Annotated in this window: 9 protein-coding genes and 1 pseudogene; 3 read left to right on the top strand and 7 right to left on the bottom strand. The window is 63.9% G+C overall.

The genetic code is table 11. The features are described from left to right. Positions 1-86: 86 nt before the first annotated feature. The 3 genes and pseudogenes from LT988_RS06410 to LT988_RS06400 form a co-directional block, all read right to left on the bottom strand. Positions 87-1,215, bottom strand: a pseudogene (locus tag LT988_RS06410) (urea ABC transporter substrate-binding protein). A gap of 633 nt (positions 1,216-1,848) precedes the next feature. After that, on the bottom strand, positions 1,849-3,081 hold the full coding sequence (locus LT988_RS06405; RefSeq protein ID WP_232409381.1) for an ATP-binding protein: 1,233 nt from the start codon (positions 3,079-3,081) through the stop codon (positions 1,849-1,851). A 195-nt stretch (positions 3,082-3,276) separates the two neighbouring features. Next, on the bottom strand, positions 3,277-5,238 hold the full coding sequence (locus LT988_RS06400; RefSeq protein ID WP_232409380.1) for an SLC13 family permease: 1,962 nt from the start codon (positions 5,236-5,238) through the stop codon (positions 3,277-3,279). 380 nt (positions 5,239-5,618) lie between these two features. Between LT988_RS06400 and LT988_RS06395 the strand changes: the two genes are divergently transcribed. Then, positions 5,619-6,392, top strand: a complete 774-nt coding sequence (locus LT988_RS06395; protein ID WP_232409379.1) for a retropepsin-like aspartic protease family protein — start codon at positions 5,619-5,621, stop codon at positions 6,390-6,392. Positions 6,393-6,553: 161 nt separating this feature from the next. Continuing rightward, positions 6,554-7,993, top strand: a complete 1,440-nt coding sequence (gene cls / locus LT988_RS06390; RefSeq protein ID WP_232409378.1) for a cardiolipin synthase — start codon at positions 6,554-6,556, stop codon at positions 7,991-7,993. 66 nt (positions 7,994-8,059) lie between these two features. Here the strand turns inward: cls and LT988_RS06385 are convergent, their stop codons facing one another. Next, positions 8,060-8,893: an SHOCT domain-containing protein gene (locus tag LT988_RS06385; protein WP_232409377.1), complete on the bottom strand. Its 834-nt coding sequence runs from the start codon at positions 8,891-8,893 to the stop codon at positions 8,060-8,062. A 980-nt stretch (positions 8,894-9,873) separates the two neighbouring features. Further along, positions 9,874-13,401: a hypothetical protein gene (locus tag LT988_RS06380; protein ID WP_232409376.1), complete on the bottom strand. Its 3,528-nt coding sequence runs from the start codon at positions 13,399-13,401 to the stop codon at positions 9,874-9,876. 776 nt (positions 13,402-14,177) lie between these two features. Between LT988_RS06380 and galE the strand changes: the two genes are divergently transcribed. Further along, entirely contained in the window at positions 14,178-15,191 is a 1,014-nt protein-coding gene (galE, locus tag LT988_RS06375; RefSeq protein ID WP_232409375.1) for a UDP-glucose 4-epimerase GalE, read from the top strand. A gap of 100 nt (positions 15,192-15,291) precedes the next feature. Here galE and LT988_RS06370 read toward each other — a convergent pair whose 3' ends face one another. Both LT988_RS06370 and LT988_RS06365 read right to left on the bottom strand, forming a co-directional pair. Further along, complete coding sequence (locus LT988_RS06370; RefSeq protein WP_232409374.1) at positions 15,292-16,629, bottom strand: ATP-binding protein; 1,338 nt, start codon at positions 16,627-16,629, stop codon at positions 15,292-15,294. Continuing rightward, entirely contained in the window at positions 16,629-17,327 is a 699-nt protein-coding gene (locus LT988_RS06365) for a response regulator transcription factor (protein WP_232409373.1), read from the bottom strand. Before LT988_RS06365 ends, LT988_RS06370 begins: the two co-directional genes overlap by 1 nt. Between the last annotated feature and the right edge of the window lie 5 nt (positions 17,328-17,332).

The raw sequence follows: 17,332 nt of genomic DNA, 5'->3' as shown, positions 1-17,332 counted from the left end.
CAGATAGAACCAGGCCAGACCTGCCAGCGGCAGCAGTGCGCTGATCAGGAATCCGATCGCTAAACGCGGCCGGAGACGGCGTGGCTTTAAGGTGCCCAAGGTGAATCCTTCGGCGGGTGCCGATTGGATTCGTCCGACAGCAGATCGACCAAAGCACGCCACTGCGCTCGGCTGCGGTAGGCGGGAAACGGCGTCGGGCGGACTGGCGTTTCGGAGATCTCGACGGCATCGAATTGCCCGTCCGCTCGGGCATGTCCCACGTAGACCCTGCGCCACAGATGTCGAGTGGCCGCGTCCAGGGCGACGATCCCGGACGGCCCGTTCAGGCTCGCTCGTCCGATCGAGCGATTCACCTATTCCGGATCGACGGTTCCGGATTGGCGAACCGCCTCGGCCCACAGTCTGATCCCGCTGTAGCTCGAAACGATCGGGTCGCTGACGACGCGATCGGCGCCGAAGCGCTGTCGGAATGCGGCGACGAAGCGACGATTGATCGCATCCGGCAGGCTTTGGAAGTAACCCCACACCGCGTAGTGCTCGGGGTGGAGTTGCCCGCGGAGCATAGAGCGAAGCTCGGGTTCGGCAACGCTGAAGGACACCACCGGAATGGCATCGAGGCTCGCGGTCCTCAGGGATGCGAAAAAGTGCTGATTGGCATCGCTGTTGAGCGTATTGAGCACTGCGTCCGGGCGCAGATGCCTGATCTCGGCTGCGATCGCATCGAGATCGGTTGCATCCATTGGCACATAGCGCTCCGCCAGAATCTCGCCGCCGGCTGCCGTGACTAGGTCCGGAATCAGTCGGTTGGCGGTGCGCGGGAAAACATAATCCGAGCCGACGAGATAGATCCGGCTCCCGAATCGGCCATCGTCCAACGCGCTCCGGGGATGATCTGCTGGTTGGGCGCGGAGCCCATGTAGACCAGATGGGGCGATTGCTCCAGGCCTTCGTACTGCAGCGCATAGATCATCAGGTGCCGGTGCTTTTCCACAACCGGCTTGACGGCCTTGCCGCAGGCCGATGTCCAACAGGCGAGCACGACGCTGACACGCTCTTCGAGAATAGGCGCTCGACCTCGGTGGCTGCTTGCGTCCAACCCAAATGGTTCTCGGCGACGACGATGTCCAGGCGACGCCCGAGCAGTCCACCCTCGGCATTGATCTCCTCCACGGCGAGCCGCGCCCCGTCGACGAGCCCCTTCTCGCTCTCTCCCATCGGGCCGGACGCGGCATAAAGGACACCGACTCGGATCGGCTCCCTGGACGAGGTGCGAAACGCGCCCGGAATGAGTGCCGCCGCATCGAGGGTCGCCGAGATCACGAGGACCGGCAGCAGCGAACGCGGCGCGCGCATTAGGGCTCAGCCAGGGCCGACTTTTCGAACCACGGCGGAGGAATTGGCCGACGCCTGCGGCCAGGCACTCCCTCGGTCATGTCGGCTTCCTCGCGGTCTCCTGAGCACTCTGATCGGTTGGGCATCCATCACAAGCATCGGCGATCCAGGGTGTCTCTATTGTGATGCGCGTCGATTTGTACGCGGCGGTGTTTAGAAAAGAGAGCAGGGCATATGGGACGCGGCCTAGTACCTCGTTCCACCTTATTTTGCATGCTCAGAGCCCCCCCAAAGGCGCCAGGGCAAGGCACAGACCGCGGGGAATAGTCGGTGCTATTTCCAAGGGCTGTAACGCTGCCCTGGCGCCTTTGGGGGGCTCCCGAAGGGGCGAGGCGAGAAGCGTTCAGCGCCGTTGTTGCGCGAGCTTGAAAGAGGGTCACTCTTCCTTCACTCGCGCGCCTAGCCGCTGAACACTTCTCGCCTCGCTGAGCACGCAAAATAAGGTGGAACGAGGTACTATCCCCAATCGAACCGATCGGTGTCCGTTCCGGCGTCGCCCTCGAGGATCTTGCGTTTGCCGTCGAGGAGGAAGGCGATGGCGCGTTTCAAGTCGGCGAGCATGACCACCTGCTCGGCCCCCTGTCGCATCGAGGCGTAAGAGGCCGCTAGCAGGACAGCGTTTTGGATGTCGCCGCCCGCCGCACCCTCGGAGTAGAGCGCCAAACTCTCGAAATCGACGTCCTCCGCAACCGGCAATTGGGGCGGGATGTGGCAGCGCCAGATCTTCTCGCGCTGCTCGCTGGCGGGGAGCCTGAACTCGACGTGGGCGAGCATGCGCCGCAGGAAGGCGGTGTCGTAATTCCCGACCAGATTCGAGGCGAAGATGACCGCGCCGTCGAAGTTGTCGAGTTCGATCAGGGTCGTGCTGCGCGCGACATTGATGCTGTTGTCGGCCGATTGGGAGACGTTGATTAGACGCTTGCCGAGGATGGAGTCGGCCTCGTCGAAAAAGAGCAGGGCGCCCGTCTCCGACGCCTTTGCAAAGGCGGCCTTGATGTTCTTGGGTGTCTCGCCGACATATTTCGATTCGAGCTCGGCATAGCTGATGCGCAGGATCTTTTTCGCCAGCAGGTCGGCGATGGCGTCGGCGGCCAGGGTCTTGCCGGTCCCGGGCGGGCCGTAGAAGTTGAGCGCGACCCTGCGCCCGGTGCGGGCCACCGAGCTCAGGCCCCAGGTCACGTAGATCAGGTCCTGTGAGACGAGCACGTTGGTCGCCTCGCGGATGCGCTCCAAGGTGTCCTGATCGAGGATGAGTTGATCGAGCGTGTGGCGTGGCTCCACCGGCTCGATGCCCTCCAAGCGCGTCTCTTCGGGCTCGTCGGAAGACTGCGCGGCAGCCCTGGGTTGTGCCATCGCAGCGGCATGGGTCATGACGCCTTGGGTGTAGGGATGCTCCAAGGTCGTCTTCGACGGGTTGAAATCGACCCGGATCTTGGGCTTGTTCAGGAGCCCTGGAAATTCGGAGCCCTCGAGCGCCTGGACCAGCCGTTTCAAGAATGCGTTGGACGCCGCCGGCTCGACCTCGACGGATGTGTCTTGACCCTTCTCCAAGCACTGCGGGCAATACAAGAGCGGTGCCCCGATCACCTCGATGAAGTAATGCCCGAGATTGCTCTTCTTGCCGTGGTGGGAGAGCACCAGCTCGCAGCCATGAACCGGACAGGTCGGCGTCTTGCGCAGCAGCGACATCCCTATAGAACCGCGTCTCGCACGACATGCACTGTCTTCATTCGGGTCTCGCCCTCGCGTGATTCCAAGCCCGTCCCAGCCGACGCTGTTTTAGAAAGAAAGAATAAAAAAAATCCTGAACCGCGTCTCGCCGGCCTCGTTGTTTGGGTCGAGGCCCCGTTTGACGTCGACAATGCATGTCACCGAGGACGCGGTTCAGCCAAAGACCAGATTAAGCATGGTCAGCGCCACCACCAAAAAGAGGATCGTCATGATCCCGCCGGCGCGCATGAAATCGACAACATGGTAATTCCCGGGTCCCATCAGCAGCGCGTTCACCTGGTGGGTCGGAATCAAGAAGGAGTTCGACGTGGCGATGGCGACCGTCAAGGCGAACACGGCAGGGTTGGCGCCGACACCGAGTGCCATGTTGACCGCCAGGGGCACCAACAAGACTGTCGCGCCGACGTTGGACATCACCAGCGTGAAGAAGGTGGCGAGTACCGCAAGCGCGGCCTGGATGACCCACACGGGCACGTCCCCGAGCCCGGCGAGCGTCTGCTGCGCGATCCATGCAGCGGTGCCGCTGGCCTCTACGGCGAGCCCGAGCGGAATGAGCGAGGCCAACAGAAAGACCGTCTTCCAACTGACCGCTTCGTAAGCCTCGTCGATCGAGAGCACGCCCGCCAGGATCATACCCATGGCCCCGGTCAGCAATGCGACCGAGAGGCGCAGATCGGTGAAGAGCACCAGGGCCAGTGTGATCACGAAGAAGACAAGAGCAGCGCGAACCTTGTGCGGACGCAGTTCCTCATGCGGATACTCGGTCGTGACCACGACGAAATTGCGGTCCTTGGTCAGGCGTGTGAGATCCGCCCAGGTCGTGTGGACGACCAGTGCATCGCCGGCGAGGAGCGGCGTATTGCGCACGCCGCCGGTGTTGAAGGTGATCTGCGTGCCGCCGCGATTGATGGCGAGCAGCGACAAGCCATAGGTCTTGCGCAACCAGACGTCGCGCGCGGTCTTGCCGATCAGGCTGGAGCCGGGCGGAATGACGATCTCTGCGATGCCCGCTTTGGTGTTCGACATCGCCTCGGAGAACAATTCGAGGTCGGCTTTGACGTCAACGGCGTTATCCTCGGCAAAGCGCGCGAGCTTCTCCTCCGTGCCGAGCAGGCCGAGCGTGGTGCCGGGCTCGATACCGAGAGAGCGGTCCACCCCGTCGGCCCCGAGGCGCAGGCCATCGCCCTTTTCGACCGCGATGACTCGCACGCGCCAGGTCTGCTCGAGCTCGTCGACACTCAGGCCGACCAGCGCGCTGCCCGGGCGGAGTCTGACTTCGCGGATCTCGAAGGAAGACAGCCCGTAGGTCTCGGCGAGGTACGTACTGGTATCGCTGCCCTTGATCATCTCGTTTGCGCGCGAGGGCAGGACGAAACGCCCGGCGAGAACGAAATAGAGGATACCGGCGACGAGCAATGCGATCCCGATCGGAGTCACGTCGAAGAGTTGGAAGGTCTCCATCGGCGCGGTGCCCGCCGGCAGCGCCTTGTTCGAGGTAAGGATCAGGTCGTTCAACAGGATCAACGGGCTGGAGCCGACCATGGTGATGGTGCCGCCCAGGATGGCGCAGAAGCCCATCGGCATCAGAAGGCGCGACATCGGCAACCCCGTGCGGGCCGAGATGCGGCTGACCACGGGCAGGAAGAGTGCCGCGGCTCCGACGTTCTGCATGAAGCTCGAGATCCCTCCGACCGTTCCTGAGATCAGCGGGATAATGCGGGACTCGGTTTTTCCACCGATGCGCATAATGAAACCCGCCACCTCCGACATGATCCCGGTCTTGTCGAGCCCGGCGCCGATGATCATGACCGCGATGATGGAGATCACGGCGTTGCTCGCAAAGCCGTCGAACAGATGCTCGACCGGTACCAAACCCTGCTCGAGTCCCATCAAGGGCGCAAAGAGTCCGGTCAGACCGAGCAGGACCATGATGCTGATCGCGGCGACATCGACGGTGACCACCTCGAAGGCGAACAGAAAAATGGTCAGGAGAAGAAATCCGACGACCCAAGCGATCTCCACGGACGGGACGATTCCGGCGAGGTAAAACCCGACGACTGCGAAGACGGCCGCGGCGAGATCGATCTTGGTCAGGGCGCGAAAAGCGGCGAGCATGCTTGAGTGTCCTCTGTGTGTTCGGGTCCTTGCAGCGGATTCGGTGCCGAGCCTTTGACGCAGTGCCGATCGGACCTGTTGTTTCGGCGTGCCGTGTCGCGGGACGACGTCTCGTTCATAATGATGCGGTCCGGGCTCGACGCGTGAGGGGCTGTTGTCTCCGCCCCGTCAAGGACCACCGAAAGACCGGTCATCATAATGAAACGGATCCGGTTTTTCCCGGTTTTCTTCGAGGTCTTGCCGTGGCGCACGACCTGTGAGGGTGCGTTTCCGTGTCTCCGACCTCGGTGTCGGGAGGATCCGGCCTGTAGCTCTGGACCCGGCGCACTGCTAGTCTTTAGGTTCATCTCTCGCACCGTTCGCGTCCGGAGTCCGGAGTCATGAAGCACCTTGTTCGTCGGGTCCTGGTCAGCCTCTGCTGGATCTGCGGCACTCTGGTTCGAACCGCAGACACGGCGCCGCTGGTGAATATCCAGGAGGAGCTGGAACGGCTGATGGCCCAGCACGGGTTCGAGGTGCGCGGCATCGAGCAAACGGCGGAAATGGAGGGTCGCGCCGAGGGTGCCGAGCTGGTGCCGCGTCTTCGGTTGTTGCTGGATGGTTTCGACCACGTGCTCGTTCAGACCGAGAACGGCGGGGTCGATCGAATCATCATTCTCGGCGAGAAGGTTGCCGTGGTCGCACCGCCGCTGATCATTGAAAACCAAGGATCGGGTTTTCCATCCGACGCCTCGCCCGATGGCGAGGATGACCAACCCGGGGACTCGATCGTCTTGCCGACACAGCGGCAGGGAACCTCGCACACCGTGAACCTAAGCATCGAGGGGCCGAACGGCCAGCGCGTCCAGCGGGTGTTGCTGATCGACACGGGTTCGGATCATGTGGTCCTGCCGGCCTCCTTGATCGGCCCGCTCGGGATCTCCCCGAACGATCTGCGGATGCAGAGCGTGCAAACCGCCAACGGGACCGTGGATGCGCGGCTGGGCACCTTGAGCGGCGTGTGGCTCGGGGGGACGCGGGTCGAAGGGGTCTCCGCAGCCTTTATCGACGACACGCGTCTCGGGGGAAATGCGCTCTTGGGGATGAGCCTGCTCGGCCGATTCCGTGTCACCATCGACGACGAGCAGAATCAGCTGACCTTGGCGGCCCGGTAGGCGAGAGCGCGGTCGGTGACCGGCCGGCTTGGACCAGGTGTGACGGACGTCAATCAGGAATCCGGCTTTTGCAGATCGAAAGCTGTCCCGGGGAACCGGCGCCGATCCCTCGGCGCTTTCGGCGGCTCCGAAAGGAGCTGGCTCTTGCTTGATGCCTACGGATGAATGACCCGACCCTCTGGATGGGTGCACTTTTGGGGTTGGAGCTCGCTGCTCGGATCGCCACCGTGGCGCATCTGCTGCTCGGCCGTCGCGATGTGCCTTCAACGGTCGGTTGGGCGGGGCTTGTCATGTTGGCGCCCGTGGTCGGCCTCGTGCTCTACTGGCTCTTCGGGATCAACCGCATCACCCGCAAGGCCCATCGGCTCCGTCCGCAAACCTCGGAAGCCAGCGATCGCGCGGAGCTGGCCGGGCAGCGTTGCGCGAATCGCGTTTTGGAGGCCCAATATCCGCGCCTGGTCCGGCTCGGACATCTGGGCGACGCCCTGACCCGTTTGCCCCTGGAGGCCGGTAACCGGGTCGATGTTTTGATCGATGGTGACCAAGCCTATCCGCAAATGCTGGAGGCGATCGATCAGGCCGAGGAGACCATCGGATTCTCGACCTACATCTTCGACAACGACAGCGTCGGCGGACTCTTTGCCGATGCGCTCGAGCGGGCGCACCGCCGCGGGGTTTCCGTGCGTGTTTTGGTCGATGGTGTCGGCCAGCGTTACAGTCGTCCGCCGATGCCGCGCGTCTTGCGTCGCCGCGGGATCCCGAGCGCGGTCTTTCTGGCCTCCGTGCTTCCGGTAAAGAGTCAATACCTGAATTTGCGCAACCACCGCAAGATTCTGGTGGCCGACGGGCGCGTCGGCTTCACCGGCGGACTGAATATTCGCGTCGGATGCATGACGGCAGCCTGTCCGCGCCATCCGATCCAGGACGTACATTTGCGTGTTCGAGGCCCGGTGGTGCGTTTTCTGGTGGAGGCCTTCGCGCTGGACTGGACCTTCACGACTGGCGAGCGGCTGGGCGGGGATGCCTGGTATCCGGTGCCTGATCACGTCGGTTCGACCCTGGCGCGGGGGGTGCCGGACGGCCCCGACGAGGATTTCGACGTGATCCGACGCATGATCCTGGGTGCGCTGACCGCGGCCTGCGAGCGGGTTCGGATCGTCACGCCCTATTTCCTGCCCGATCAGACCCTCATCGCCGCGCTCAACGTGACGGCCTTGCGCGGTGTCGAGGTCGAGATCCTGATGCCCGAGCAGAACAATCTGAAGCTCGTGCAGTGGGCCGCACAAGCCCAAGTCGACCAGCTGCTGGAGGGGCGGTGCCGCATCCTGCTCTCCCCGCCGCCCTTCGATCACACCAAATTGATGTTGATCGACGACATCTGGTCGTTTCTCGGCTCGGCGAATTGGGATGCACGCAGCCTGCGGCTCAATTTCGAGTACAACCTCGAATGCTATGATCGCGATCTGTCGCGCCGGCTCCATGAGCTAGTGGACGCCAAGATCGCGGCGAGCCGGGAGTTGACGCTCGGTGACCTTGCCGGCCGCTCGATTCCGGTAAAACTGCGCGACGGATTCGCGCGGTTGTTTTCGCCGTACCTTTGATCGGCGGAGCGGTGTTGGCCGGGTCGGTGAAGGCTGAGCCCCCAGCCTCCAGCCTGCGGCCTTCAGTTAAAGGCGTGCGAGCAGCTCGGCCTTCTTGGCATTGAACTCATCGTCCGTGAGGATGCCCTTTGACCTGAGATCGCCGAGACGCTCGATGGCGGCGAAGATGTCACCCTCGTTCGCCCCGTCCCTCGCTGCCGGGCTTGGCGCGGGCCGATATTGCCCGGAATGATCCGACGCCGAGGCCGGCAGGGGCGTCTCCACGGGTTGGCCGTTGCGCGAGACGACGGGAAGGCGTCCGAGATCGATGGTGCCGTATTGGCTGCCGAAGCTGATGGAGCCGCCCGTGCCTTGTTGCTGGGAGAAGCCGCCGATCTGATGGTCCAGTGTATCGTACACCCAGACATCACCGCCGGTGTTGACGGCCAGACGCCGTGCGTTGGCGAAATAGGCGTACTTGACGTTGTTCTGGCTCCCGGTCGCGCTCGGTACGCCGAGCGCTTGCGGCCACCAGTGATCGGCCGGGTCCGGCACGAAAAGATCGGATTGACCGCGCGAGCCGCCGCTGGTTTGGTTCTGAAAGGATCCTCCGCCTTGGCTCTGTGACTGGAAGCTCCCGCTCTGAAGCAGACCGGGCTGGCTCGCGAGCAGGTTGGCGAGCTCGTAGCAGAGTGCATCGACCCGACCCTTAAGGGAAGAGTTGAACATGTCGCCGAGCATCAGCATGCCGCCTTGCATCCACTGGCCCGCGCCGCCGAATTCCGGGTGACTGAATTGGGCCATGCCGCCATTGCCATTGAGCACGGCGACCAGCATGTGCGTTACGGCATCTTGGCTGAATCCGTGCCGCCGGGCGATATCGTCGACGATCTGTTGGCCTTGTGGTGTCAGGTGTTGCATCTTTAAGGTTCCAGGATGGTGATTTGATGCCCGGCACGCTAACACAAGGCGGTCCGGGGTGTCGGTTCGGCTGCTCTTCGGTCGGGTCGTCGAGCGCGGCTTCCGAGCAGGTGTGCATATGTCACAGATTCATCGGCCATGATGACCTATCTTGGTCATCTAACGGCCGTACACTTGTATGACCGTCGAAGCCCAATTCTCCACGCCGTCGGTCGCGAAGGAACCGGAGTCCAAACCCATGAGTCAGCTCGTGTCGGGTTCGGAGCCCACAGACAATACCCCGATAGACGATTCCGAGAGGGAGCCGTTAACGATGATGCCCGTGGTGATACCCGAAGGCCGCCATCATGCGCCGAAGCCGGATCCGGAGCGCTCCGAGATCCGCACGCCGGAGATGGATTCCCCGGCGACACCTGCAACGACCTATGCGTTCGATTTCGATGGAGTTGTCAGGCGTGCGTTGGAGTGCAGCACGTCCGTCGATGCGCCACGCCGGCGCGCCGCGAGTCCTCCGACGGGTCCGGCCTCCCTCCGGGTCTTGCGGTCGCCGAGAAGCCCGGTCCGCGCCCGGTGGTGGTCGCGTCTACTGTCCTTTGGGCGCTCCCCCAGATAACCCCGGAGCACCGTGCCGGAAACAAGCACCGCACCCAACCGTTGTCGTCATCGTAATCGACAGCGACACGGGTTACGACAATCGTGGCAACACTCTTCTCTCGGCGCGTTGTTCTGCCAATTTCTTCAAGCCTTCCTTGCGCGGATATCCGGCCGGTCTGCGCGTCCCCGTAAGGGTCCACCAAGCACAAGCGGGCATTTCGCCGGATTGAATGCCCTGCCCCGGAGGACCGTTTGACGCCTGTTCGCCATAGCGGCCTCCAAGCCTCAACGGCGCGTCTTGCTCCGACGCGCTCCGGACGCGGGCTGCCTTCGAACCCCGCCGCTCGGGATGTCCGGTCCCCGGCAACCGAAGGCATGCCCGCTCACTAAGCGGCCTGTCGCTCGGCCTCGACCATGGTCTCCCGAGCCGGTCCAAGTGGATCCGCACCGATGGTGCCGACCAAGGCATCCAGGTAGGCGGGCGCCTGCACCCGAGCCAGATCGGCCTTGGCGCGCTCTAAGCGCGCCGCGGCATCCAGACGGTCCGCTTCGTCGGCATAGTGGCGCAGATCGATAAACTGCTGCACAGTCAGCACCATCCTCCGAGCGAGTTGAATGTCGCGCTGTTGCTTGATCTGCAGACGTTCGCGATACCAATCGGAGCTCAACAGGGACTCGCGGGTAAAGAGTTTGCGGATCACCGGGTCATGGACCTTCCGCCCCTGATAGTGGCCCTCTGCCATGATGTGGAGTAGGGCCGCGAGCGGCGGACAGGCGTCTGCGATGCTGCCGTCCTCGAAATAGCGCCGGGCGACACGTTCTTGGGCCTCGCAGATATTCTCGATGCCGTCGACGAAGACCTCCAGGCTCTGCGATTCCGGGCGCAGGATGGCCGAGGTGAAGACGGCGCGCGGGTTGTCGAAGATCTTGCCCAAAAAGTGGGCGACAAATCGCTCGGTGATGCGGTAGCCGAGCCGGCTGGCCAGCACGGTGCGGCCCTGGTACTCGAAATCCTCAAGGGGCTCCAGATAGTCGTTTGCGATCAGGTATTGCGGATCGCGCTCCTGCTCGGTGAGACGGGCCCAGATCTCCGGGATCAACAGTGAGACGTCGTGCGAGACCTTCACGTCCGGGCCGATATGTCCGGCGGAACTCGAGAACCCGGCATAGCCGGTGAGGATGAAGGACACCAAGGCGTTGTTGAGGTCCACGGTCTGGCGCACGGCATTAAAGGGCGCCTTGGTCAGTGCACCTTCGCTGCCGGCGCCGGTCGTGGAGGGTGACTTTCCGGTGAGCGAGCAGATGAAGTCCATAAAGAGCTCGGGCAGCTCTTGGTAGTGGATCGGGTTGTAGACTGCGAGCGCTCGGATGCCGGGCTCCGGCGGGTTGTTGCGCCGTCCGGTCAGGACCGCGTCGACCGGGTGACAGACCGGGATGTCCAGGGGCAGCTTACGATGCAGACGCGCGCCCATCTCGGCGACATAGCTGCGCACCGGGTTGACCAAGTCCGGGCGAACCTGAAGATAGCGCGGATTCTTCGACGGCTTGCCGTCGACCAGCCGCGGGTGGGCCGAGGAGACCACGGCAAGGCCGTCGCGTGCCGCCTGCTCGAGACGCTTGCGCATGGGTGCGGTGAAGGTCGAGAGGGTCAAAACGTCGCCGATGACCGCGTCCAGCGTCGGTCCATGCAGAGGCTCGAAATTGGCCATGAAGTTGCCGTCCTGCGCCATCTCGAGCTCGGTCTGCTTGTCGAAGCCCGGAATGATGGCGTCGTCCGGACGCTGGAACAGACGGTACTCGCAGTTGCGGGCGAGCTTGAGGCTGTGTTCGCCCTCGCGAGCCGCGGCTCGACAGCCGCTGACCGCACCCGGCGGTATCACGACCGAGGCGGTAATGTCGTCTTCCATCTGGATCTTCTCGGCCGCGATGAAGTCTTGACGCAGCTTGAAGGTCCGCCACTTGCTGTCCGGATCGAACCCGACGCGCAGGTAGGTCGCCACGATGCGCCGCCCGAAGGCCTTGAGCTCGTGCCCCGGTGCGCCGTCGACCTCGTCGACCGAGAAGCGGTCGCGCCACGCCTCGCCCCAGCTCGGACGGTAGAGGCGCTTGATCATGAAGGTGAGGGCCAACAACCGCGGCGGGATCATCGTGAGCCAGGTGTTGTACTCGTGCGTATGACTGGGCGAGGGGGTCAGCAGCTTGATCACCGAACCCAGGCTACGCTCCGGCGACAATGGCTTGCGCCCCGCGTCGTGGTCCTCATGTTCGAAGCCGGGACGGAAGCGGTCTCGGTAATCGCGGTCGAAGATCTCCTGCACCCGGTCCAGATCCTGATTCAGATCATCGACGAAGATGGGGCCGTACAGGACGGCGTCCTCCAACGATTTGGAGATCTCGGACTTGCCGCCGCCCGAGACGGTGCAGGGTTTGTGACAGAAGGTTCCTTCCGCCTTGGTGCCGATGAGACGCCAGGACGGTGCGCCTGGGTGTTTGTACATCTCGATCTTGTAGCCGTTGGGCTGGACGTAGATCTTGCCCGGCTGCAGGCGGATGGTCCGTGTCGCGCCGTCGTAATCCCACGTGATCCGTTGGGCGAGAAGGTCCATGCGCAGTTTTTGCGGGACGTAGACGACTTGCGGGAAGCGTTTGTCGATCCCGTAGCCCTCCGGCTGCAGGTCCATGATCTCGCCATAGCGCTCGGCGACATCGGTAAAGGAATAGCCGGGCTCGCGCGTGGTCTGATCCACGCCGAATTCCTCGCCGTGGTTGAATCGCGGGAATGCGAGCGCGCCGCCCGAGTGCTCCTCCTCGGCCAGGCCGAAGAGGTTGGCGGCGAAGCTGATCTGAGTCTTCACCTCCTTTTTGCAGTAGCCGAAATAGTTGTCCGCCAGGATGGTGACGATGACCCCGGAGTCGTCCCGCGCGGTGATCTTGAAGGCATTGCCGTCGTTGTAGCGTTCGTCCGGATCGCTCCAGCACATGCCCTCGGCGCGCTGGCGGTCGGTTGCGTGGTCACGGTGCGGCAGTCCCAGTGCCTGCTTGGTGAGTTGCGTCAGGTGCGGGGCAAGCAGCACGCAGCCGGTGTGGCCGGTCCAGTGATCGACGTCCAAGGCGGCATCGAAATCCGCAAGATAGGGATTGCCGCCGTTGCCGAAGATGCTCTCGACGAAATCCAGGTTGGAGACCAGGTTGCCCGGCGCGAAGAAGCGGATCTCCATGTTCTTCTCGGGCTGGAATCCGGGGACCTCGGGGCAGACCAATGGGCGCAGCAGGAGCGAGACGAACATCCGTGCCGGTTCGGCGTGGTTCGCCGTAAAGGGGATGGTCAGCAGGTCGTCGGGCGGATCGAGCGCGGCCTCGAGCATCTTCGCGAAGACCGCCTTGGGCACGGCCTTCTTGTCGCCAGGGATGGGCAGCCCGCCCTCGGCGACGTGGAAAGACCCCTCGGTGGTGCGCCGGTCGCTCGCCGGGTTGTGCAGGACGCCTTGCGCCACGCGATAGCTCGAGATGATGTCCGAGGTGAAGATCTCGCTGTCGACGGGGACGGACAGCTCGCGGGCCAGTCCATGACGGTCCAGGATGAAGGATTGAAAGGGCAGGGTCGGGATTCGGTCCAGCTCCAGATCCTCGAAATAGCGCCCCAGGAAATCCTGGATCCGCCGATCCACCGGGCAGTGGTACGTCGACAGGAGGCGGTTTTTCTCTCGATAGCTCAACAGCAGATCGTGCGCGATCTCGATGAAGCCCTCCGTTGCCGCCGTGCCGCAGGAGGGCTGACCGGAGGAGATCAGCTTGAAGTTGATGTAGAGATGCAGCTTCTGACGGTCGTCGGCGGAGAGCGGTGCGCAGGGGCCGTCGGGAAGGTCGGCGGACGCGCCTGTGTGGAGACCAAGCTCGCGAATAGGATCGATCATGTCGGTGACCTGCGATGTTGGGCGGGGCTTGCCGCGGGGCACGGCGCTCGCGGTTGCTTGACGCGTGCAAGGCGACGTTCTGCGGGAGAGTTAAGCACAAAGGGCGCCACGTGGGGCGCTCATCGTTTGATGGCATCTCCATGTTTGATGTATGGGATTTCAGGGCCGTCCCCGTCGATGCCGAAACGATGGGGTCTGACTTTATCAAACAACCGCCGCGCGCGGGCTGAGGCATCTTCGAGTTGGAATCGACCCGCCTACTATCAGGCAGTGGGAAGATGTCGACTGCAGGTCAACGTCCCCCGGGGGCCCCGCTCGGCGATGAGTTCCGGCGAAGCTTAGGGCCGGAGTGACGATCGGCAACGAGCGGCAAGCCGGGGTCACGACCGCAAACCGAACGCCCGCCGCATTGATCCGGGACAAGGATCGGTCATTCGCGCACCTTCGTGGTGCGGCCGAGATCGTGCATCCCTCCGTTTTCGGGCGTTTCCTGAGGTCGGCAAGATGGGGGAGAGGTCCTGAAAGGCGGGCGGTCGGAGGTGTGAACATCGTCTGATGAGGGCATGGGGGAATCGGTGATCCGCATGTGGGGGGTTCGCGCAAGAGGGCTCACGACGTTTTGCTCCCAGCGCTTGACCTTCGCCGGACAACCATGTGAGTGTCGACCTACGATCGGCGAGACGCGACTCGATCGCCGCGGGTCGGCGCGTCTTTCGGTATCCGAGACCGGCCGACGAGTGGAGTGAACGAGAAGCAACAGACACCGGAGTGAAACGATGCGCGTGCTAGTGACTGGCGGGGCGGGGTACATCGGCAGCCATACCTGCCTCGAGATGCTGGCCACGGGAATGGACGTCGTGGTGGTCGACAACCTCTGCAACAGCAAGGAGGAATCACTGCGGCGGGTCGGCGAGATCACGGGCAGGACGCCGATCTTCTTCAAGGCGGACCTGCGTGATCGTGCGGCACTCGACGCGATCTTTCGGGACGGCGCCTTCGATGCGGTTGTCCATTTTGCCGGACTCAAGGCGGTCGGGGAGTCGGTCGAGATCCCGCTTGCCTACTACGACAACAACGTCGGCGGGACCATTACGCTCTGTGAGGCGATGGCGGCGGCCGGGGTGAAGAACATCGTCTTCAGCTCCTCGGCCACGGTTTACGGGGATCCGGCGACGGTGCCGATCCGGGAGGGGTTTCCGCTGTCGGCGACCAATCCCTACGGCCGCTCCAAGCTCTTTATCGAGGAGATCCTGCGCGATCTTCACGTCTCGGACGGAACCTGGAACATCGCGCTGCTGCGCTATTTCAATCCGGTCGGCGCGCACCCGAGCGGGCGCATCGGCGAGGACCCCAACGGCATTCCGAACAACCTGATGCCCTATGTCGCGCAGGTTGCGGTCGGCAAGCTGCGGCGACTGCGCGTCTTCGGCGACGACTATCCCACCCCGGACGGCACCGGCGTGCGGGATTACATCCACGTCGTCGATTTGGCCCGCGGACATCTTGCGGCCCTGCATCGACTCGCGCAGGGGCCCGGCGTCGTGGTCTACAACCTGGGTACCGGACACGGCTACAGCGTGTTGGATATGGTCGCGGCCTTCGAGCGCGCGAGCGGTCGGCCCGTGCCCTACGAGATCGTCGCGCGCCGTCCGGGCGATATCGCCGCCTGTTATGCCGATCCCGCACTCGCGAAGTCGGAGCTCGGTTGGGAGGCCGAGCTCGGGATCGACGACATGGTGCGCGATACCTGGCGCTGGCAATCGGAGAACCCGGAGGGGTTCGGCGGCTAAACCGCGTCCGGAGCGGTCGGTGTCTTTTTTGGAACGGATCGGCTGCGGCCGAAGCCACGCGTGCCTGAGTTGAGGCGGTTTAGGATTCCAAGACATCCGTTCACGTCGGAATCAGCAGACAGACCCGTGCACCCCCGAGTGCCGACACCTCGACGCCGAGGCGACCGCCATACGCCTCGCAGATCTCGCGGGCCATGGCAAGACCAATGCCGTGTCCCGGCACCGCCTCGTCCGCACGCGTCCCGCGTGCGAGCAGGCGCTCTGCATCCCGCGGCGGGATGCCCGGCCCGTCGTCCTCGATCGCAATGACCAGCGTCCCCTTCTCCGTGCCGGCTCGCACGATCACCTGGCTTCGGCACCACTTGAAGGCGTTGTCGAGGAGGTTGCCGAGCATCTCCATGAGATCCCCCTCGGCGCCGTTGATCTGGATCTCTTCCGGGACTGCCACCGTGACCGCGACGCCTTTATCGCGGTAGACCTTGCTCAGCGAGCCGATCAGACGCTCCGCGACACGCGCGATCTGCAGCGGCGGCGACAGGATGGCGGTCTGCCCCCCGCCGGTGCGGGCGCGTTGCAGTTGATGGGCGATGATGGTGTCCATCCGCGCCAGTTGCTGCTCCATGAGTAGGGTCGTCTCGTTCCCCGTCTCGAGATCGCCGATGGCGCCTCTGATCACGGCGAGCGGGGTTTTCAGACTGTGTGCGAGGTCGCCGAGCGCGTTGTCGAGCCGCATCTGGCGTGCCTGCTCATGGGCCAGCAAGCCGTTCAGATTGTCGGTCAGGGCGCAGATCTCGCTCGGATAGGTGCCCAGGATCTTGGCTTGACCGCCGGACTCGATGGCCGCCACCTCCATGCTCACCCGTCGCAGCGGCGCGAGTCCCCAAGCGAGGATCAAGACCAGGGCCGCCAACATGAGCAGGGCCATGGCCCCCAGCCAGACCGCCAGGCTTGCACGAAAACGCCCGACCTCTTCGTCGAAGGCGACCGTGTCTTCCGCGACCAGGAAGACATAGTTGCGCGGTACCGCCCCGGTAGCCCAGGACACGCCGAAGCCTTCCACTAGGTAGCCCCGTCCGTCGCTGTCGGTTCGGAATTCAAGACGGCGCTCGCCGGGCACGAGCGCCATCGGGCCGGGTTCGGGGATGCCCATCGCGGAGTCCGACTCCCAAATCAGACGGTCGTCGGCATCGAAGACACGGGCGTACAGACCGGATCCCGGCAGGCTGAACCGGGCCTCGGCGAGCGCCTCGGGAAAGACTAGGCCCTCGTTCCCCGCCTCGGCTGCGGCCATGAGCAGGAAGATCTGGGCGAGGAGACGCTCCTCGCGCGAGGATTCGGCAGTGTCCCGGAAGGCCTGTTCCAGGGCGATGCTGGTGAGCAGGATGAAGAGCGCAAGCACCGCGGCGGCGGAGGCGACGACGCGTGCACGCAGCGACATCAGGCAGAACCCGGGCGCCTGTCCTCGCTTGCGAGTGCCAAGCGGTAACCGCGACCGCGCAAGGTCTCGATCGGGGCGAGCGAGCCGTCGGGGTCGAGCTTGCGCCGCAGACGGCCCAAGAGGACCTCGATGACGTTGCTGTCGCGATCCTCGTCGTGCGGATAGAGCCGATCCGCCAAGGCTTGCTTGGACAGGACACCGCCGCGGGCGCTCGCCAGTTGCTCCAAGAGGCGGTATTCGTAGGCGGTCAGCTCGGTCGGGCGCTCGTGGATCCAGACTGACTGGGCGACGAGATCCATGCGCAACGGGCCGATGCGCAGCTCCCGAGAGGCCGCCCCGTTGGCGCGGCGGATCAGGGCGCGCAGTCGGGCCAACAGTTCCTCGGTCTGAAAGGGCTTGGCGAGGTAGTCATCGGCCCCCGCCTCGAGACCTTCGACCTTGTCCTGCCAGCGATCGCGTGCGGTCAGGATCAGGATCGGGAGGAGACTGCCGGCGTTGCGCAGGTTGCGGATGATCTCCAACCCGTTCATCCCGGGAAGGCCGAGATCGATCACGGCCGCATCGAAGGGGTATTCGGTCGCCAGGTACAAGCCTTCGCGACCCTCGCCTGTGCCCTCTGCGATGGCGCCCTCGCGACCGAGACGCTCGATGATTTGGCGACGCAGCTGCGCTTCGTCCTCGATCACCAGGACATGCATGTGCT

This window comes from Thiocapsa bogorovii (genome assembly GCF_021228795.1).
Lineage (GTDB): Bacteria > Pseudomonadota > Gammaproteobacteria > Chromatiales > Chromatiaceae > Thiocapsa > Thiocapsa bogorovii.
Note: the sequence above shows the minus strand (reverse complement) of the source record. Positions and strands in the feature narration are given on the sequence as shown.